Source organism: Streptomyces sp. ML-6, assembly GCF_030116705.1.
Taxonomy (GTDB): domain Bacteria; phylum Actinomycetota; class Actinomycetes; order Streptomycetales; family Streptomycetaceae; genus Streptomyces.
In genome coordinates, this window is the sequence record NZ_JAOTIK010000001.1 from 224,798 (window position 1) to 242,963 (window position 18,166).

The following is an 18,166-nucleotide window of genomic DNA, read 5'->3' on the forward strand; positions in this document are numbered from 1 at the left end:
GGTATCAGGCGGCGAAGTTGGGTCCCTCGCCGCTGGGCGCGGGACCGACGTTCGGACCCTCACCGTCGGAGGCGGGAACCACGTTCGGACCCTCGCCGGAGCTCGGCACCACCGGCGTGGTGTTCGGCCCCTCACCGACGTTCGGGCCTTCACCCACGTTCGGACCCTCGCCCGTGTTGGGGCCTTCACCGGTGTTCGGACCTTCGCCCGTGTTCGGACCCTCGCCCGCGTTCGGACCCTCGCCGGTGTCCGTGCCGACGGCCTCGAAGCCGGTGCCCTCCAGGACCAGGTGCGCGGCAGCCGTGGAATCGAGGTCGGCGCCGCCCGTGAGGTTCGCCGTGGCGGCAGCGCCGCCGACCGTGAGAACGGCCGCCGTGAGGATTCCCGCCATCGTGAGCACCGAGTTCCGCATCTGAGATCCCGCCTTCTGAAGTGGTCCTGCCTGGGGTTTCCTGCTGACAGGAATGACTTTGCCGGGCCCCGCTCCCGGGTTGTTCCGCTTCGGTTACCGGCTCCCCCCGGCGGCCGGGAACACAGCGGGAAACCCCGGAAAGCCCTGGGAATCCCGCACCGTCGGGCGCGGGAAGACCCGCGTTCCGGGCGCAGGGATCCGGTACGGGCGCCCCCGCGCGGACGTTTTCGGCGTCGTCGCCGTCGCACGACACGAACGCCCACGCAGAACGCCCGGCCGGGAAATCCCGGCCGGGGCGCTTGCGTGGACCCTTCGTGAATCCCTCATGAGCCCTCTCGTCGCTCTCCTTTGAGGCGCCCCGTCCGACGGGCCCTCACCCGGACGGGAGAGGGCCGGGTCAGACCTGGCTGTCGAGGAGGGCCGCCGTCCGGGCGGCCAGTTCGGCAGGGGTGAGGGCGGTGAGCAGGACGTGCCCGTCCCGCACCTCCCGTACGTCCGCGAGGGCCGTGAGCCGGTCCGGTGTCCCGGACGGATCGGGCAGCGGAACGGCGGCCGCGCAGCCGACCATCGCCGGCGCCTGCGGGGGGCTGCCCGACAGGGCGCGTACGAGTTCCCGTTCCGGCACGAGCCCCGTGGTCAGCTCGATCAGCCGGGAGGTGGGCCAGCTCGCCTGTCGTGGAAGCGACTCGATGACGCGCGGTCCCTGGTCGGTGCGGGCGATGCGGGTGAAGGCGTAGCCGAACTCGTACCCGGCCAGGTCCAGGAGGCCCGTGGCCAGGGCCCGGATCTCCGCTTCCTCCTGCCTGGTGAGGGGCGCGGGGAAGGTGTGGAGGGGGGTGTCCCCGCGTACCGTGCCGGTGGTGTCGTCCCCGGTGCCCGGTTCGGGCCCGGAACCGGTACGGGGCGCTCCCCTGTCCGTGAAACGCAGTTCGACGATGCCGGTGACCCGGTGCATCCCCTCCGCCGTCAGCGTCTCCACGCCGTACTCGATGTCGTACGGCGGTGGCCCGTCCTCCGGCCCGGTCGGCAGGGTCAGTTCCTCCCACTGGGGGCCGCTGCGCGTCATCAGGCCCCTGATCTGCGACGCGTCGGCGAGCAACCGGGCCGCGGCGGCCGGGTTCGGGGACACGCCGAGGTGTTCGGCCGTCTCCAGCACGGCGGGCAGGGTACTCGCTTCCCCGCAGGCGATCAGTATGCCCACCCGGTGGGTGCGGACGGTCTCCGCCAGGTGGTCGCGCAGCTGGTCGTCCGTGAAGCCGGCCGGGTCGGCGACCGTGACGACCTGGAATCCGGCCTCGGTCGCCGCGGTCACCAGCCGGGGTGTCGGGCAGACGAGGAGGAGGGAGCGCGGATCGGAGGAACTGGATCCGGCGGGGGCCGTCACGGCTGCTGCCCCCCGGTGTCCTGCGGGGCGGGCAGAGCGGTGGCGTCGGGGTCCGGGGGTGTGTCGGCGAGCATGCCGCCCTTCCCCCAGTGGCCGGGGTCCACGTCCCGCACGATGACGGTGACGGCCTCCTCGGGGCACCCCGCTATCCGGGACACGCAGGCGGTCAGCTCACCGACCAGTTCCTGGCGTCGGGCACGGTCGTTGCCTTTCCACCAGTCAACGGAAATCACAGGCACGGGAAGCTCCTCTGTTCGCAATGGGACATCTCGACGGGGTGCGGCCGTCCGGTGGGCGGGCGTGCAGCCAACCGGGTGGTGCACAGGCGAGTGTGGGAGCGGCCGTTCCCGTATGTTTCCCGCCGCGTTCCCCCTTGGTTCCGTCGGGGGCGGCAGCGGTCCCGACGAGCGGGAACGGGCCGGGACTCCGGCGGGAAGGCGGCCGGGCACGCTCCTTTCCAGTCAAAGGCCCGCCCCGCCACTGGAGCCACGATGAGCCTGCTCAGTCCGACGAAACCGGAGCCGAATCCGTCCTCCGACCCCGCGTCCGGCCCCGCCCCCGCCCCCGCCACGGGCTCCGGGACGGCGGCTGCCGCCCCTGCCTCCGCCACTCCTGCCTCCGCAGTCCCCCGACTCCTGTCCGCCCTCCGTGAGGACCTCGACGTCGTGGTGACCCGGGACCCGTCCGTGCGGAGCAAGAAGGAAGCCGTCCTCCACCCCGCGCTCACCGCGCTGTGGGCGCACCGGATCGCTCACCGCCTGCACGGCCGCGGTCTGCGGATCCCGGCCCGGCTGCTGGCCCGGTGGGCGCGCCGGGTGACGGCCGTGGAGATCCACCCCGGGGCGGTGCTGGGCCGTCGGGTCTTCATCGACCACGGCGCCGGCGTGGTGATCGGTGAGACCGCCGTCGTCGGCGACGACGTGACCATGTACCACCAGGTCACCCTCGGCGCGGTCGGCTGGTGGAGCGACAACGAGCGGCCCGAGGGCGACCGGCGCCACCCCGTGGTCGGCAGTGGCGTCGTCCTCGGCGCCAACGCCACCGTCCTCGGTCCGGTGACCGTCGGTGACCGGGCGGTCATCGGCGCGCAGGCCCTCGTCAACAAGGACGTCCCCCGCGGTGCCCGGGTGCTCGCGCCCACCGCCGTCATCAAGGAGCCCGGTCGCCGGCCGGAACTGATGGAGGACGTCTTCACCGTCATCGCCTCCGCGGGTTCCTGGTGACCCGCCATCACCTCCCCGGCTTCCTGGTGACCCGTCATCGCCTCCCCGGGTTCCTGGTGCCCCGCCATCACCCCCGCGGGTTCCTGGTGACCCCTCCGAACTCCGTGCCGACCGACTCCCCCGATTGCGAGAGATGAGAACCGTGTCGACCACCGCACAGGCCCCCTCGGCCCACATCGCCCCCGTCCGCCCGGCCGTCGCCTCGCGCATCGAGGACCTCGTCGGCTCCACCCCGTTGCTGGAACTGCGTCTGCGCGACCTTGCGGCCGGTGCGCGGGTGCTGGCGAAGCTGGAGTCCGCCAACCCGATGTCGTCCAGCAAGGACCGGGCCGCCCTCTACATGCTGCGGGCCGCCGAGGAGCGCGGCGCGCTGCGGCCCGGGGGCACCGTCATCGAGGCCACCTCCGGGAACACCGGGATCTCGCTGGCCGCGTTCGCCGCCTCGCGCGGCTACCGCTGTGTCATCGTGCTCCCGGACAACGCCACGGCCGAGCGGGTCAAGCTGCTGCGCGCCTTCGGTGCGGAGATCGTCCAGACGCCGAGCGCGCTGGGCTACCCGGGAGCGATCGCCGAGGCGGAGCGGCTGCACGCGGCCACGCCGGGCTCCTGGTTCCCGTGCCAGCACGAGAACCAGGACAACGTCCTGGCGCACTACGAGACGACGGGTCCCGAGATCCATTCCGCGGTGGCGGCCACCGGTCGCCGCATCTCGGCCTTCGTCTGCGGGGTCGGCACCGGGGGCACCCTCACCGGTGTCGCCCGCCACCTCAAGGAGCAGGACCCGGACGTGCGGGTGATAGCCGTCGAGCCGGAGAAGTCGCCGATCCTGTCCCGGGGTTACGCGGGCCAGCACCGCATCCCGGGCCTCAACGGCGGTTTCGTCGCCGACACGACCGACGTCTCGCTCATCGACGAGGTGCTGACGATCTCCGACGAGGACGCCCTGCTCACCGCCCGTCGACTCGCCACCAGTCAGGGGCTGTTCACCGGTGTATCGTCCGGCGCCGCCGCCCGTGCCAGTGAGCTCGTCGCCCGCAGGGCCGAGTTCACCGACGGTGTGATCGTGACGCTGCTGCCCGACACGGGCGAGCGCTACCTGAGCATGTGGGAGGCCTGATCATGAGTCACGCGATGTTCCGGGCGTACGCGGACGCGGTGAAGGCGGAGATCGGAGTCGCCACGACGACGCGTTTCATCGCTCTCGCGGAGACCACCGACGGGCGGTTCGGGCTCTTCCACCACTCCATGCTGCCGGGTGCCGGCGGCGCCGCCCCGCACTACCACTCGCGGATCTCCGAGTCCTTCTACGTGCTGACGGGCGAGGTGCGCCTGCACGACGGCACCGGCTGGCGCACCGCCAGGGCGGGTGACTTCCTGCACGTGCCGGAGAACGCCGTGCACGGTTTCCGCAACGAGAGCGACGCTCTCGCCGAGATGCTGATCATCTTCACTCCGGCCGAGCACCGCGAGGGGTACTTCGAGGGGCTGGCCGCTCTTCTCGCCGACGGCAACCGCCCGTCCCGCGAGGAGATGGTCGCCCTGATGGAGAAGTACGACCAGTTCGAGGTCGACGCCCCCGACACGGATCACGACCACCCGCACGCGCACAAGGACGGATCCACGCCCGGGGACGGACCCGCGCACGGCGACGGCCCCGCGCACCACCACGGCCCGGGCGGCGCCCACCCGCACCATCACCACTGACCGACGGGGCGCCATTCGCCCCGCCCCGTCTCCCCTAGGAGAAACACAGCATGAACCTCGTCAACTGGGGCCGTTTCGGCCTGCTGGCCGCCCTGTGGGGCTGCAGCTTCGCCTTCATCAAGATGTCCCTGGAGGCCTTCGCGCCCCTCCAGCTCGCCTCGGGCCGGCTGATCGTCGGCGCCCTGGTCGTCCTCGGCATCCTCGCCCTGAAGCGGCTCTCCTTCCCCTCCCGGAAGCTCTGGGGACACATCGCCGTCGCCTCCGTCTTCGGCAACGTCGTCCCCTTCACCCTCTTCGCCATCGGTGAGCAGCACACCACTGCGACCACGGCCGGGGTGATCCAGGGCGCGACTCCTCTCATCACGCTGGGCGTCGCCGCGCTCGCGCTCTCCGAGGAGAAGCCGACGGCCCGCAAGGTGGCCGGTCTGGTCGGTGGGTTCATCGGGCTGATCGTGGTCGTCGGACCGTGGAACACCGATGGTTTCGGCACGATCGGCGGGCAGCTCGCCTGCGTCGGCGCCGCGGCGAGCTATGCCGTCAGCTTCGTCTACATCCGCCGCTTCATCGGTCCCCACAAGCTGCCGGCGCTCTCCGTGACCGCCGCCCAGCTGAGCATGGCGGCCGTCATCACCGTGGTGGTCACCACGCTCATGACCGGCTGGACCCTGCACGGTGACCTCACCCTCAAGCCCCTGCTCGCCCTGCTGGTCCTCGGTGCCGCCTCCACGGGTATCGCGTTCGCCCTGCTCAACCGGCTGATCGCGGAGGCCGGTCCGACCACGGCGTCCGGTGTGAACTATCTCGTGCCGGTGTTCTCCGTCGTCGTCGGGGTGCTGGCCCTGGGCGAGCCGTTGACCTGGAACGTGCCGTTGGGCGGTGTGGTCGTGATCGCCGCGCTCGCCGTCGCGGAGGGGCGTGTCTCCGCCCTGTCCCGGCGGGCGAAAACGGCGCCGCCGGCGCCGGTCGCGGCCGCCCGTGTGCCGGAGAAGTCCTGCCCGTAACGGGCCACAACACAACACGGCACAACACAGTCCAGCACGACACAACGCTGCACCACACGGAACGGCACGACACAACGCAGCACGACGCACTGAGCCGGGGCCGGCGCGGACACCCTTTCCGAGGGGTCCGCGCCGGCCCCGTTCCGTTGTGCGTTTTTCCTCAACTCCCTTTATTCACAACGGAGTTGAGTTCCGCACGAAAGGGCTTCCGGTACGGGACGGTTCCCGCTCATCTCCTTCTCCGTGGTAGCGAAGCGGGAGTACGGCGGGACCGGCCGGGACGAACGTGGAAGCACAGGACGAGGACGGGACCACCCTCCCCGCCCTCCCCTCGTCTCCTCCCCACCTCCAAGGAGCCCTTCGCATGACGCGCACATCCGCCTCGGGAACCCTCGCCGCGTCCCCCCTCGGGGACGCCCGGATCGTCACGGCCGCCGAGTTCGTCTTCGCCCCGCTGCCCGGCCGGCGCACCACCCTCGCCACCCCGGTGAGCCCCGCCGCGGGCGCCACGCACGTCACCCTGCACGTCGTGCGCATCGCGGCGGGCGAGTCCTTCGGCCCGGACGGGAGCGTCGGGGAGGAGAACACCGCGGTCGTCTTCGACGGCTGCGGCACCGCGACGGTCGGCTCCCGCAGCCACCGGGTCGAACGGTCCCACGCCGTGTACGCGCCCACCGGGCAGGCCCTGAGCCTCACGGCCGGCACCGAGGGGCTGACCGTCTACATCTGGCGCACACCGCTCGCGGCGGGCCGCCGGCCCGGCACGGACCCCGAGCCCTTCTCCACCCTCTGGGACGAGACCACCCAGCTGCGCGGCTTCGGCGGCACCGGCCAGATCACCCCCGACGCCGACCGCGCCACCATGAACTTCGTCTTCTGGCCCGGCAACGGCAGCAGCCAGCTCTGCCTGCACTGCGGCATCCAGCAGCCGGGCCAGACCTTCAACGTGCATCTGCACCCCGACAGCGACGAGGCGTTCATCGCCTTCGAGGGCATCGGCCAGATGTACCTGCGCGACCGCTGGATCGACGTCGCCGCCGGGGACGTCCTGTACGCGGCGCCCGGCGTCCTGCACGGGGCGCGCAACCCGCACACCGGTCCCGACGCCCGTCGCTTCGTGACCTGCGGCGGTCCCAGCCCGTACGACCCGGCGCTCTACTCCGCCGCCGGTCTCTCCTCCGACGTCAGGTGATCTGAGCCATGTGCCGTATCCACGGATCCTTCCACGCCCGCACCACCGCCCAGGAAATGCGCCACGTCGCCGCCCTCCAGCACCACGGCGGGCCCGATGCCCAGTCCTTCGCCCAGCAGTCGGGCTGGGCCCTCGGCAACAACCGGTTGTCGATCATGGACCCCGAGGGCGGTGCCCAGCCCTACCGCCTCGGTGACATCACCGTCGTCTTCAACGGCGAGCTCTACAACCACGACCGGTTGCGCACCGAACTCATCAGGCAGGGCTTCCACTTCGAGGACCGGTGCGACGGATCGATCCTGCCGGCGCTGTACCTCACGTACGGCGAGCGGTTCGCCGAGCAGCTCGACGGCATGTTTTCCGTCGCCGTCATGGACCTGCGGCGCGCCCCGCGCCTCGTGATCGCCACCGACGCCTCCGGGATGAAGCCGCTCTACTACCACTGGGAGGAGCGCAGCGGCCGCTTCCACTTCGCCTCGGAGCTGCCCGCCCTCCTCGGCTTCACCGACGTACGCCCCTACGAGGACGAACTGGGCCTGCACACCTACCTGTCGGCGAAGACCCCCTTCGGCCAGCGGACCATGTTCCGGGGCATCGACGTCCTGCCGCCGGCCGCCACCGCGGTCGTGACCCGGGAGGCGGGTCTTCGTCTCTGCACCCGGCGGATGGGATACGAGTCCGCCCCGCCGGTCGCCGAGGAGCGCAGCCTCGCCCACGCGGGCGAGGAACTGCGCGAGCTGCTGGCCTGCGAGGTCTCCCGGCTGCTCGTCGCCGACGCGCCGGTCGCCGCCATCACCTCCGGCGGGCTCGACTCCAGCCTGGTCACGGCGCTCGCCGCGCGTTCCCTGCACGACCGGGGCGCGTCCGGGGCGCTGCACACCTTCAACATCGCCTACACCGGGGACTGGCCCGGGGACGAGCGTGCCTTCGCCGCGGAGGTCTCCCGGCACACCGGCACGGTGCACCACCAGGTGGAGATCGACCCGGCCACCTTCCCGGACCTGATGGGCGATGTCGTGCGCCACCTCGGCCAGCCCAACGCCGATCCGATCACCCTCAGCACCTTCTCGCTCTTCCGGGCGGTCCGCGACGCGGGCTTCAAGGTCGCCCTGACCGGGGACGCCGCCGACGAACTCTTCGGCGGGTACGCCCGCATGACGCAGGCGCTCGCCGCGCCCGAGGGGGCGGACTGGGCCGGTGCCTACCTGGACCACCTGGCCGCCGTCCCCCGTGCGCTGCGCGACGAGCTGTACACCGCCGAGTACGCGGAGCTGGTCCTCTCCCCCGGCATGTCGCCCATGCCGCCGGGCCTCACGGACATGCTCGCGTACGGCACGGGCAGCCGGCTCCAGCGCATCTGCCGGATCGAGCAGCGCTACCGGCTTCCCGCGTACCACCTGCGCCGGGTCGACCACCTGTCGATGGCGAGCTCGGTGGAGGCCCGGCTCCCGTTCTGCCAGCCGAGCATCGTGCGCTACGCGGCGACACTGCCCGACCAGCACCGCACCGTTCCCGGGGTCGGCGTCAAGCGCGCGCTGTACCGCGCCGCCGAGGGGCTGCTGCCCGACAGCGTGCTGAACCGGCCCAAGCAGCCGTTCACCCTGCCGATCACGGCGATGCTGGCCCCCGGCCAGCGGCTGTGGGCGATGGCCCGTGACGTCCTGTCCCCGCAGGCGCTGCGGTCCGACGGGCGGTTGCGGTACGAGGCCGTCGACGCCCTCTTCGCCGAGCAGGCCGCCCGGCCGTCCGACAGCGTGTCCCTGGCGCTCTGGGCGCTGATGTCGCACCAGATGTGGCGCAGCGAGTTCTTCGGCAGGTCCGCCGGAAGGGCTCCGCGCACGCGTGAACTGGCGGTGGCCACCGGATGAGCGTCTCCCTCGCCCGGGCGCACGGCGCGCCCTGTCCCACGGCCGTCCTGGACGGCCGCGACTTCCCCGAATCCGAACCCCAACTGCTGGGCGCGCTGGCCGACTTGCGGGCGGAGATGTCCGGGCAGGGTGCCGGCGACGTGCTCAAGAACGCCATCGTGCGCCCCTCCCGCCACCCGCTGTTCGACCTCGACTACCGGTTCGTGCAGTCCCTTCCGCAGAGTCACGACAGCTTCGACCTGCGCGGTTCCTGCGGGCACTCGATCCTGGCCGCCGTCGAGGCGGCCGCCCGCACCGGCATGATCCAGCCGTTGGTACCGGGCTGCCGGGTCCGGGTCAACGTGCTCAACAACGGCGACAACGTGGTCTGCGAGACCGAGGAGACCTCCGACGGCGGCACCCGGTTCACCGCCCACTTCCTGTGCTCGCCGCCGCTGCGGCTGCCGGAGCTCCTGATGACGGGCGACCCGGTGACCCGGGTCCCCTTCGAGGGCCGGGCCGTGCCCGTCTCGCTGGTGTCGATGGGCAATCCCTACGCCTTCGTCGACGCCTCGCACCTCGGGGCGGGCACTCCCGGGCGGCTCTTCGCGGACGACCCCCACCTGTTCGACGTCATGACCCGGCTGCGGATCGCGGTCTGCGAATCGCTGGGCTGGGACACCTTCGGTGCCTTCCCGAAGATCGCGGCCCTGCTGCCGCAGGAGGGCGGGGGGCTGTTCGTGCGGGCCGTGTCCGTACCGTCCTGGCATCCCACCGTCGCGCTCACCGGCGCGATCTGCCTGGGCGCCGCCGCCGGCATCGCGGACACCGTGCCCTGGTCCCTGTCGGGGCGGGAGGCGCAGGACCCCGACGCGCTCCTGCCGGTACGCACCCCCGGCGGCTGCGTACGGGTTGCCGCCCATTCGACGCACGGCCCCGACGGGGAACGCAGGCTCGCCTGGGTGTCCGTCGCCGAGAAGCAGGTCGAGTACCGGGGGCTGCTGCCGCGTCCCCGGCCCACGGCCCCGCAGAACGGTTTCACCGCCCCCCGCCCCTCCGTACTCCCCCCGTCCGACCGCGTATCCGAGGAGACCCCGTGGGTTCCGTTGACAGCCTGACCGCCGTGCGTGGGAGCGCATCCGCGCGGGTACTGACCGACGCGCACTCCGTCGCTCCGTTCGCCGCGGCCGACGCCCGCTGGGCGGGTCGCGCCGACACCTCCCGGGCCGCCTCCACGGTCCCCTCGCCCGAGGTGCTGAGCCGACTGGCGGCCTGTGCCGAGGCGGCCGACCTCAGCGGGGAGCCGGACAGCGAGGCCGTCGCCGTGCTCCGCGGGAGCGGACTGCTCGCGCTCGTCGTCCCCAAGTCCCACGGCGGGGCCGGGGCCGACGCGGTGGCGCTCAACACCTGTGTCGAGCAGGTCGCCTCGGTGAACGCGTCCGCCGCGATCATGCTCTTCCAGCACTGCGCCGTCACCAGCCGGATCGTCGAGAACGGCACCCCCGCCCAGCACCGCGAGCTGCTGCCCAGACTGGCCGGGGGCCAGTGGCTGGCCGCCTCCGCGTGGTCGGAGAGCGGGGCCGGGGCGGACAAGAAGAACCTCGCGACCCAGGCCCGTCGCACCTCCGACGGGGGGTGGGTGCTGGACGGGGCGAAGTCCTTCACCACCAGTGCGGGGCTCGCGGACGTGTATCTCGTCCTGGCCCAGTCGCAGGACGATTCCCCCGCGCCGGCCGCCGCGTCGCGGGACACCGGGTACGGTGCCGCCGGGCAGACCTTCTTCCTGGTCCCCGGGAGCCATCCGGGGCTGGTGCCCGACACGTCGATGCGGCTGTCCGGGATGCGCGGCTCCGCCACCGGTTTCGTGTCCGTGCGGGAGTGCCACGTCCCGGACTCCGCGCGGCTGGGCGCGCCGGGCGTCGCCGCCTCCATCATCGCCCGGGTCCGCGACAGCGGCGCCTCGCTCGGCGCGGTCGCCGTGGGCATCGCCCAGGCCGCGCTCGACGTGGCGCACCACCACGCCGAACGTCGCGGGCTCCACGCCCACCAGGCGGTCCGTCACCGCCTGGTGGACCTGGCCACCGAGGTCGAGACCGCCCGCGCGGTGGTGGAACGGGCGGGTCGGCGCACCTCGGCCGACCCGGGGCTGACCACGCTCCACTCCAAGCTGGCCGCCTCCGCGGCGGCCGAGCGGGTGGTGGCGGACGTCGCCCGGTTCCTCGGCTCGGCCGGATACGTCGAGACGCACCCGATCAACCGGTTCGGGCGCGACGCCCGTGCCGTCGCCCTGATGGGACCGACCAACGACCTCTGCAAGGAACTGGTGAGTCTGCCGTGGAAACGTTGAAAACCTCCCCCTCCTCCCGTATGTCCCCGTCCTCCCCCCAGGGGTCCGCCGCAGCGGCCGACCTGGTGGTGGAGGGAGGCCGTCTCGTCACCCCCGAGGGCGTCGTCGAGGGCGCTGTCGTCGTCCGCGACGGCCGGATCGCAGCTCTTGTCGCCCCCGGCGACCCGCTGCCCGCCGGACCGCGCCTGGACGCCCGGGGCCGGTACGTCCTGCCGGGCCTCATCGATTCCCACGTGCACTTCCGCACTCCCGGTCTGGAGCACAAGGAGACCTGGGAGAGCGGCAGCCGGGCGGCCCTCGCCGGCGGGGTCACGACCGTCATGGATATGCCCAACACCCGTCCGCCGTCGCTCGACACGGCATCGCTCCGGGCGAAGGCGGCCCTGATAGCGGGCCGCTCCTACGTGGACCACCGCTTCCACATGGGGGCGGACCCAGACCACCCCGAGATACTCGCCGGCCTGGACCCGGCCGTCGCGACCTCCGCGAAGGCGTTCATGGCCGGGCACCACACCGCGCCCGTGGTCTTCCGCGAGGCGCACCAGCTGGAGGCGGCCTTCGCCGCGGCCTCGCGCGGCGGCGTCCGTCTCGTGCTGCACGCCGAGGACCAGCACGTCTTCGACCTGCTCGACTCCCGCAGCGGCGAACCCGATTCGTACGGCGCCTACGAACCCCACCGGCCGCGTTCCGGGGCGATCGTCGCGGTCGCCAAGGTGGTCCACCTGGTGCGCACCCACGGCACCAAGGTGCACGTACTCCACGTGTCGTCGGCCGAGGAGACCGACCTGCTGGTCGCCGCGGCCGCCGAGGGACTGCCGATCAGTTTCGAGGTCACCGGGCACCACCTGTCGTTCACCGACCACGACACGGCCCGGCGCGGTCCCCGGACCCGGCTCTCCCCGGCGATCCGTGCCCCGCGCGACCGCGAGCGGCTCTGGCAGGCGGTGCTCAACGGGGAGGCGGCCACCATCGGCAGCGACCACGCCCCGCACACCGTCGAGGAGAAGAACCGTCCGCCGGCCGAGGCACCCCCCGGTCTGCCCGGTGTCCAGGAACTCGCCGTCTCCGTGTGGACGGGCCTGCTCGCACGGGGTGTCGAGCCCGACGCCGCAGCGTCCCATCTCGCGCGGTTGATGGGTACGGGACCGGCCGACCTGTTCGGGCTGGCCGGCAAGGGCCGGCTGGCGGTGGGCGCGGACGCCGATCTGGCGCTCCTCGACCCGGCGGCGCGGTGGCAGCTCTCCGCGGGGCACGTGCAGTCGCTGTGCGGCTGGTCGGCCTACGAGGGCTGGATGTTCACCGGCCGGTTCACCACGGTGGTGCGGGGCGGCCGGGTGGTCTGGGACCTGGTCCGCGGAACCGTGGGCGAGCCCCTCGGCCGGTGGCTGCCGGGGCCGGCCCTTCCGGCCGCGGATCTCCCCGGGGCGCAGTCCCCGGCCACACCGGCCCGGGAACTGGAAGGGGCGGTCCGATGAGCGCCACGACCCTGCTGGCCCAGTCCGTGCCGGGCCCGGCGACGGCCACCGCACCGGGGCTCGGGCTGCCGGACGCCGTCGCGGCCCCGGAGCCGGGAGCACCGCGCATGGTGATGTCCGGCGACATACCGGCCGACGAGTTCCGTGCCGCGATGGCGTCGCTCGCCGCCCCCGTCACGGTGGTGACGTGCTACGACAGGACGGGCAGTCCCCGGGGCCTGACGGCGAGCGCGGTGTCCTCGCTGTCGCTGGACCCCCCGCTGATCCTGGTCTGCCTGGACCGGGGCTCGCGCACCCATGACGTGCTCGTCGCGGCGGACGCCTTCACGCTCCATCTGCTCGGCCCGGAGAACGAGGATCTGGCGAGGAAGTTCGCGGGCCCCACCGAGCAGCGGTTCGGGAACGTCCGGCTGGCTTCCGGCCCGACCTCGCGCCACGCGCCCCAACTGGCCGACAGCGCCCTGCGGTTGACCTGTGCACGGTACGACGCGATCGAGGCGGGGGACCACACGATCCTGGTGGGCCGGGTGGCCGCGTCCGACTGCCAGGGCCGTCCGGCGGGGGGCCTGGTCTGGCATCACAGGGGCTTCGCCCACGCGAGGCCGGTGCCGGGGCGCTGACCGGGCACCCCCGGTCCGGCCGGCCGTCACCGGCCGGCGAGTGCCGAACCATCCAGCGGCGGGGCCGTTCCCGGTGGCACGTACCGGGGACGCCCCCCGCTCGTTCGTTTCGCCCGTTCCATCCGTTCCATTCATTCTGTTCGGTCCGTTCGGTCCGTTCGGTCGAATGGGTCGCGACGCGCCGGTCCCGCCGTCGGCGGATGAGGTCGCGGAGGGCAGCAGGCCGTGGGCGAAGCACGCGTTGACGGCGTCGTCGACGCAGGTGTTGCCGTAGCACGGGCAGACTGCGTGGATACGGCCGGTACGGCGGTCGTCCGCACCGTTCGCCCCTCTGCGGCGTCCTTCAACGCCCACGGTTATTGTGCGCTGGACGGGTGTCCTGCGTTGCAAGCGCCGGACACGGACGCGAGGGGAGAAGGCCATTGGACATCAATGTCCATGAGTTGATGTCGTTGCCGGCCGGGCCGCGTTACCGGCTGCTTGCCGACCGGTTGAACGCCTGTCGGCTGTGGGCGTACGAGGACCTTTTCCCCTCGGTTTTCGCCGACGCCGTCGACCTCGTCTACGCCCGGGAAGAGCAGCATCTCAACGCCCAGCGGTTCGTCGAGCACACGTTCATCAATCTGATAACCAGACCCGGCGACCTGGTGGAGTTGTGCCGACGGATCCCCGCCGAGGATCTGCGTCTGGCGGTGGTCGAGGCCTACGTCCGTCATCCTCTGGTCGCGCACGACGTGCTGGCCGCCATGGGCGCCTCGGGTGAGCTGTACCGGGAGCTTCCGCCCGGAGGCTGGACCGAGGTGCCGATGCACCTGTATGCGTCCGCCAGACTCAATGCCGAGCCGAGCCGCCGCTTCGAACTCCATGAGCTGGTGCCTTTCGGTACGGTCCACGATCGGTCGTCCGCCCGGTCGGTCCTTCGCTCGGCCCTGGAGGCCGACCAGCTCACTGACCAGGCTCGGACGGCTGTGCTGAGTCCCGATGGCGTCGAAATACCTGCGCCCGCTTTCCACGAAGGCCAACGGGCGCAGGTGGTGCTCAACGACCGTAACCGCACACCCCGTCGCGGTGCCGTCCGGGCCAAGGTCTGGCACCACAGGGACCAGCAGTGGTACTTCTTCCTTCGCGACGACTCCGGGCGCAAGATCAGTAAGCGGTACTCCGCTGCGGACCTGGAGGCCCGCTGCTCCTGACGACCGACCCACGGCCCTGGGAGCCCGGCCACGCTCGCGATGTCCGAGCCGGTGCTCGGCGGCGAGTTGAAGGACCGCGGTCGCGGTGAACGTCTTGGTAGTGGTGCTGCCGGTGCGGATCCGCCTCCGGATTCTCCCGGTCGGATGGTGCCCCCTGTGCGGGGCGGGGATGTTCAGCCGGTGGCGGGTGCCGGGAGCCGGTAGCGGGCGGGGTCGACCGCTCCGGGCAGGTGGGTGGCGGGCCGGGCCGGGGCGGTTCGGGCGTGCGGCATCTGCTGCTGCGGGGGCGGTGCGGGGACCTGTTTGAAGGACAGGCCGGGCGGGGCCTTCACGGGTGTGGTGGTGCCCGGTGCGGGCAGGGGGACGTCGCGTCCGGGGCAGGAGGCCGCGGCGGGCGGCAGCGGGCGCGGGCTGGTGGAGGCGGGGGTGGGGCCGGTGATGCAGTTGCCTCCGGTGCGGGCGGCGGCGAGGACCAGCGCGGTGCCGCCGCCGATGGCGTTGTCCCGGATGCTGTTGCCCCGCACCGGGTAGCCCTGGACGTCCCGCAGGACGAGGGCGGCCACGCGGTGGTTCTCGATGCGGTTGCGTTCGATGCGGTTGCGGGTGCCGCCGCCGATCCCGATCCCGATGCCGAAACCGCCGTCGGCCTGCTCGGGGCTGCGGTCGTCGTTGTTCCCGGTGACGGTGTTGCCGACCACCACGGCCTCGCGCTGCGGCCCCAGGGCCTCCAGGCTGTCGGAGTTGACCGTCACACCGACCCGGTTGCGGCGCGCGGTGTTGGCCAGGAAGTACAGGCGGCGGGAGGCGTTGGTGACCTCGATGCCGATGGCGTTGTGCTCCACCACGTTGTCGCGCACCACCGTCTCGCACGGGTCGCACTGCCCGACGTAGATCCCCGAGTCGGAGTGCCCCGAGGCGTAGGAGCGCTCGATGACACCGCTGCGCGCGTCGAAGGCGTAGATGCCGTACAGGGCGTTGTTGTACGCGGTCACGTACGAGGCCCGGAAACCCCTCAGCGGCGGGAACCCGGCCGTGTCCAGCGGCTCGTACCCCGCACCCCCGCCCGCACCCGCCCCCTGCAGGCGCTCGTCGGTGACGCCGGTGAACAGCACCCCGTTCGCCAGATGATTGCGGACCGTCAGATTCTCCACCACCGACCCCGCACCGGTGACCGTGATCCCGTTGGCACGCCGGAACTCCCCGTCCACCACCGTCCCGTTACGGTCCGCACCCCGCAGCACCACCCCCGGACGCCGCACGGCCACCGCCTCGCGGTACACACCCGAGGAAACCAGCACCACATCCCCCGGCCGGGCGACATCCACCGCCTGCTGAATGGTCCGGTACTTCCCGGGCACCCGCAACACCCCCGGCGGCCCCGACACCCCCCGCTCGCCCTCGGCACCGTCAGAACCACACCCCGACAGCACCAGGAGCACCGCAGCAGCCAGCGCGGCACTGCGTAAGTTTCCTGAACTCCGGTTGCACGTACGGGATTTACGGGATTTCATGACAAGGGATCTCATGGTGGATAGGTGTATCATTGCGCCTCGCCTTCCGGTGGATCCTGTGTGCACTCTGCCCTCATCGCATCCTGTGTTTCCGCGTTTCTGCCCTGGAGTCCTGGTGACCGCCCTGCCTTCGCCCCGCCGCCGTACGCTGCTGGTCGCCCCGCTCGCCGCGGCCACCGCCTGCGGTGCCCCCTCCGACACGGACTCCACCCGCACCACGGCCTCCGGTGCCTCCGGAAGCAGAACCGGAAACAAAAGCGGTCCCGTTCTCCGTACTCAGCCGGGCATCGCCACTCCGCAGCCCGCCCATGTGCTGCTGCTCGCCCACGACCTGTCCCCCACCCGCCCGAAGGCGGCTGCCGTCCGCCGTGTCCTGTCCGACTGGTGGACCGACTGGGCTTCCCGCCCCGTTCCGGGAGTGACACCGACCGTGGCCGTCGGCCCCACCCTGTACCGCAAGCTGGGTATGACCGCCCCGCCCCGGCTGAAGGACCTGCCGTCCTTCCCCCACGACCGCCTCGAAGCCCGGCGCGGCGGCGGTGATGTGCTGGTCCAGGTCTGCGGGCCGAGTGCCGCCGCCTGTGACCGGGCCGCCGCCCGGCTCGCCGCACGGGCCGCCGGTGTCCTGGTCCCGCGCTGGCGGCAGCCCGGATTCCTGCCGCCCCGCGCCACGGGCGAGACCCCGCGCAACCTCTTCGGCTTCAAGGACGGCACGGAAAACCCCCCGGCGGACGAACTCGCCCGCTGGGTCTGGCACGACGACGGCAGCACCTGCCTCGTCTATCGGCGCATCCACATGGACACCGACACGTTCACCGCCCTGCCCCCCACCCGGCAGGAACAGATCATCGGACGCCACCGCACCACCGGAGCACCCCTGGGCGCACGCCACGAACACGACCCGGTCGACCTCTACGCCAAATCCCCCCAGGGCCGCTACGACATCCCCGCCGACGCCCACATCCGTCTCGCCCACTCCCGCCTCGACGGCGGCGCCCGCATGCTGCGCCGGGGCTACTCCTACCGCAACACCCCCCATGACCAGGGCCTGCTCTTCCTCGCCTATCTCCGCGATCCCGCCCTGTTCACCCGCGTCCAGGAACGCCTGGCCGCCAACGACGCGATGAACCCCTTCATCGAACACCGGGCGTCCGCCGTGGCCCACGTACTCCCCGCTCCACCACCCGGCGAATCCCTCGGCGACCAACTGCGCTGACCAGCAGCCGAGTTCGCCCCCATCGGCCGCGGGGCCGCTCCCGACGGGCACCGGGGCGCGCGGGAGCGGGGGCGTCATCCGGTGCCCCATGGTGCCGCGGGGAGCTTCGCGCCGCTGTCGCGCCCGGAGAACTCCACCGTGGTCGGGGTGCCCAGACCCGGCATCCGCATCGTCACCCGCCGCAGGTCGGCGTCGCCGTCGACCCAGTACGTCAGCGGCGACCGTCCGCCTTCGGGCCCCGCACCGGGCGCGGTGCCCCGGGCTCGTGGCCCGGCGAAGCGGTCGTAGTCGCGGCCGTCGATACGGTCGCGCTGCAGCCAGCGGGCCCCGGACTGTGCAAGTAGCAGCGGGTTGTCGGGGCGGTCCGCGCCGAGCCCGATCAGCAGCCGGAGCCCGGCGTCCAGCGGATCGGCCGTGTAGGAGCGCGCGGACCAGCCCGAGCGCGGGACGTGCTCCGCCTGCCGCCAGGGCGGACCGCTGCCGCCCTTCGGCGCGGGGGCCAGACCGAGGCCGCCGGCGTCCCAGACGATCAGGCCGTGGTCGAGCCCCCCGGCGGCGGGCCCGGAGGATTCGGGGGCCCCGGCGGGACCGGTGACCCGGTACGTGCCCACGGCCCGGTGGGTCCGGTAGTCCACGACCCCCTCCACCCGCACCACCGTTCCGCCGCCCTCGGCGGCGGTGAGGGTCACCCTCACGGGACTGGCCTGGTACAGGTTCAGCCGTGACAGCCCCAGCCTGGACGCCTCGTCCATCGTCACCGGCCGCTCGGCGGGACGGTCCTCGGAGAGGTTCCGGTAGGCGGCCGCGCCGCCCGCCGCGATGCCGCACACCGCGATCGCGATCAGGGTTCCGAGCCAGAGGGTCCGATGCGGCGTACGGCCACCGGTCTTCCTCCTGCGAGCCATGCAATTGCCTTCTCTCGTCGGTCGGTCACGCGGGAGGGCGGGTCCGCGAACCGCTGGTCCGCGAACCCGCCCGGTCCGGCCCGGAGGGTCCACCGTCACCGGCCGCCCCGCCCGGAACCTGCCGGGGCGGGGCAGC

17 protein-coding genes are annotated in these 18,166 nt (G+C 72.6%); 12 read left to right on the top strand and 5 right to left on the bottom strand.

Translation table 11 applies throughout. From position 1 onward, the window contains the following. Positions 1-4: 4 nt before the first annotated feature. The 3 genes from OCT49_RS01065 to OCT49_RS01075 all read right to left on the bottom strand — a co-directional run bounded on the left by OCT49_RS01065 (position 5) and on the right by OCT49_RS01075 (position 2,035). Positions 5-412: a hypothetical protein gene (locus OCT49_RS01065; protein ID WP_283849989.1), complete on the bottom strand. Its 408-nt coding sequence runs from the start codon at positions 410-412 to the stop codon at positions 5-7. Positions 413-809: 397 nt separating this feature from the next. Then, on the bottom strand, positions 810-1,724 hold the full coding sequence (locus OCT49_RS01070; protein WP_283849990.1) for a hypothetical protein: 915 nt from the start codon (positions 1,722-1,724) through the stop codon (positions 810-812). Between the two features lie 68 nt (positions 1,725-1,792). Beyond that, positions 1,793-2,035 (bottom strand): tautomerase family protein, encoded by a 243-nt coding sequence (locus tag OCT49_RS01075; protein ID WP_283849991.1) that lies wholly within the window; start codon positions 2,033-2,035, stop codon positions 1,793-1,795. A gap of 252 nt (positions 2,036-2,287) precedes the next feature. Between OCT49_RS01075 and epsC the strand changes: the two genes are divergently transcribed. From epsC to OCT49_RS01130, 11 genes are all read left to right on the top strand, one after another. Then, positions 2,288-3,019 carry a serine O-acetyltransferase EpsC gene (gene epsC, locus OCT49_RS01080; RefSeq protein WP_283849992.1) on the top strand — a complete coding sequence of 244 codons (732 nt, stop codon included), beginning with the start codon at positions 2,288-2,290 and terminating at the stop codon, positions 3,017-3,019. Between the two features lie 133 nt (positions 3,020-3,152). Continuing rightward, the gene (locus OCT49_RS01085; protein ID WP_283849993.1) at positions 3,153-4,136 is read left to right on the top strand and encodes a PLP-dependent cysteine synthase family protein; all 984 of its coding nucleotides are present in this window, start codon (positions 3,153-3,155) and stop codon (positions 4,134-4,136) included. 2 nt (positions 4,137-4,138) lie between these two features. Next, the gene (locus OCT49_RS01090; RefSeq protein WP_283849994.1) at positions 4,139-4,723 is read left to right on the top strand and encodes a cupin domain-containing protein; all 585 of its coding nucleotides are present in this window, start codon (positions 4,139-4,141) and stop codon (positions 4,721-4,723) included. Positions 4,724-4,773: 50 nt separating this feature from the next. Further along, complete coding sequence (locus OCT49_RS01095; protein ID WP_283849995.1) at positions 4,774-5,724, top strand: DMT family transporter; 951 nt, start codon at positions 4,774-4,776, stop codon at positions 5,722-5,724. Between the two features lie 364 nt (positions 5,725-6,088). After that, entirely contained in the window at positions 6,089-6,916 is an 828-nt protein-coding gene (locus OCT49_RS01100; RefSeq protein ID WP_283849996.1) for a cupin domain-containing protein, read from the top strand. An 8-nt stretch (positions 6,917-6,924) separates the two neighbouring features. After that, on the top strand, positions 6,925-8,784 hold the full coding sequence (gene asnB, locus OCT49_RS01105) for an asparagine synthase (glutamine-hydrolyzing) (RefSeq protein WP_283849997.1): 1,860 nt from the start codon (positions 6,925-6,927) through the stop codon (positions 8,782-8,784). After that, positions 8,781-9,881 (top strand): PrpF domain-containing protein, encoded by a 1,101-nt coding sequence (locus OCT49_RS01110; protein WP_283849998.1) that lies wholly within the window; start codon positions 8,781-8,783, stop codon positions 9,879-9,881. Before asnB ends, OCT49_RS01110 begins: the two co-directional genes overlap by 4 nt. Further along, positions 9,860-11,110, top strand: coding sequence for an acyl-CoA dehydrogenase family protein (locus OCT49_RS01115; protein WP_283849999.1), 1,251 nt, complete (start codon positions 9,860-9,862; stop codon positions 11,108-11,110). Before OCT49_RS01110 ends, OCT49_RS01115 begins: the two co-directional genes overlap by 22 nt. Further along, the gene (locus OCT49_RS01120) at positions 11,098-12,585 is read left to right on the top strand and encodes a dihydroorotase (RefSeq protein WP_502963323.1); all 1,488 of its coding nucleotides are present in this window, start codon (positions 11,098-11,100) and stop codon (positions 12,583-12,585) included. Before OCT49_RS01115 ends, OCT49_RS01120 begins: the two co-directional genes overlap by 13 nt. Further along, complete coding sequence (locus tag OCT49_RS01125) at positions 12,582-13,205, top strand: flavin reductase family protein (RefSeq protein WP_283850000.1); 624 nt, start codon at positions 12,582-12,584, stop codon at positions 13,203-13,205. Before OCT49_RS01120 ends, OCT49_RS01125 begins: the two co-directional genes overlap by 4 nt. Positions 13,206-13,627: 422 nt before the next feature. Continuing rightward, on the top strand, positions 13,628-14,398 hold the full coding sequence (locus OCT49_RS01130) for a hypothetical protein (protein ID WP_283850001.1): 771 nt from the start codon (positions 13,628-13,630) through the stop codon (positions 14,396-14,398). 173 nt (positions 14,399-14,571) lie between these two features. Here OCT49_RS01130 and OCT49_RS01135 read toward each other — a convergent pair whose 3' ends face one another. Beyond that, on the bottom strand, positions 14,572-15,756 hold the full coding sequence (locus tag OCT49_RS01135) for a right-handed parallel beta-helix repeat-containing protein (protein WP_283850002.1): 1,185 nt from the start codon (positions 15,754-15,756) through the stop codon (positions 14,572-14,574). 268 nt (positions 15,757-16,024) lie between these two features. Here OCT49_RS01135 and OCT49_RS01140 point away from each other — a divergent pair, with 268 nt between their 5' ends. Continuing rightward, on the top strand, positions 16,025-17,125 hold the full coding sequence (locus OCT49_RS01140) for a Dyp-type peroxidase (protein ID WP_283850003.1): 1,101 nt from the start codon (positions 16,025-16,027) through the stop codon (positions 17,123-17,125). Between the two features lie 74 nt (positions 17,126-17,199). On the opposite strand, the gene OCT49_RS01145 is transcribed toward OCT49_RS01140, so the two are convergent. After that, complete coding sequence (locus OCT49_RS01145) at positions 17,200-18,030, bottom strand: hypothetical protein (RefSeq protein WP_283850004.1); 831 nt, start codon at positions 18,028-18,030, stop codon at positions 17,200-17,202. Positions 18,031-18,166: the final 136 nt, after the last annotated feature.

Excerpts from the sequence above, each read along its gene's own strand:
- OCT49_RS01090 (WP_283849994.1), top strand. The coding sequence starts at position 4,139 with ATGAGTCACGCGATGTTCCGGGCGTACGCGGACGCGGTGAAGGCGGAG.
- OCT49_RS01095 (WP_283849995.1), top strand. The coding sequence starts at position 4,774 with ATGAACCTCGTCAACTGGGGCCGTTTCGGCCTGCTGGCCGCCCTGTGG.
- OCT49_RS01125 (WP_283850000.1), top strand. The coding sequence starts at position 12,582 with ATGAGCGCCACGACCCTGCTGGCCCAGTCCGTGCCGGGCCCGGCGACG.
- OCT49_RS01110 (WP_283849998.1), top strand. The coding sequence starts at position 8,781 with ATGAGCGTCTCCCTCGCCCGGGCGCACGGCGCGCCCTGTCCCACGGCC.
- OCT49_RS01065 (WP_283849989.1), bottom strand. The coding sequence starts at position 412 with ATGCGGAACTCGGTGCTCACGATGGCGGGAATCCTCACGGCGGCCGTT.
- OCT49_RS01085 (WP_283849993.1), top strand. The coding sequence starts at position 3,153 with ATGAGAACCGTGTCGACCACCGCACAGGCCCCCTCGGCCCACATCGCC.
- asnB (WP_283849997.1), top strand. The coding sequence starts at position 6,925 with ATGTGCCGTATCCACGGATCCTTCCACGCCCGCACCACCGCCCAGGAA.
- OCT49_RS01145 (WP_283850004.1), bottom strand. The coding sequence starts at position 18,030 with ATGGCTCGCAGGAGGAAGACCGGTGGCCGTACGCCGCATCGGACCCTC.
- OCT49_RS01100 (WP_283849996.1), top strand. The coding sequence starts at position 6,089 with ATGACGCGCACATCCGCCTCGGGAACCCTCGCCGCGTCCCCCCTCGGG.
- epsC (WP_283849992.1), top strand. The coding sequence starts at position 2,288 with ATGAGCCTGCTCAGTCCGACGAAACCGGAGCCGAATCCGTCCTCCGAC.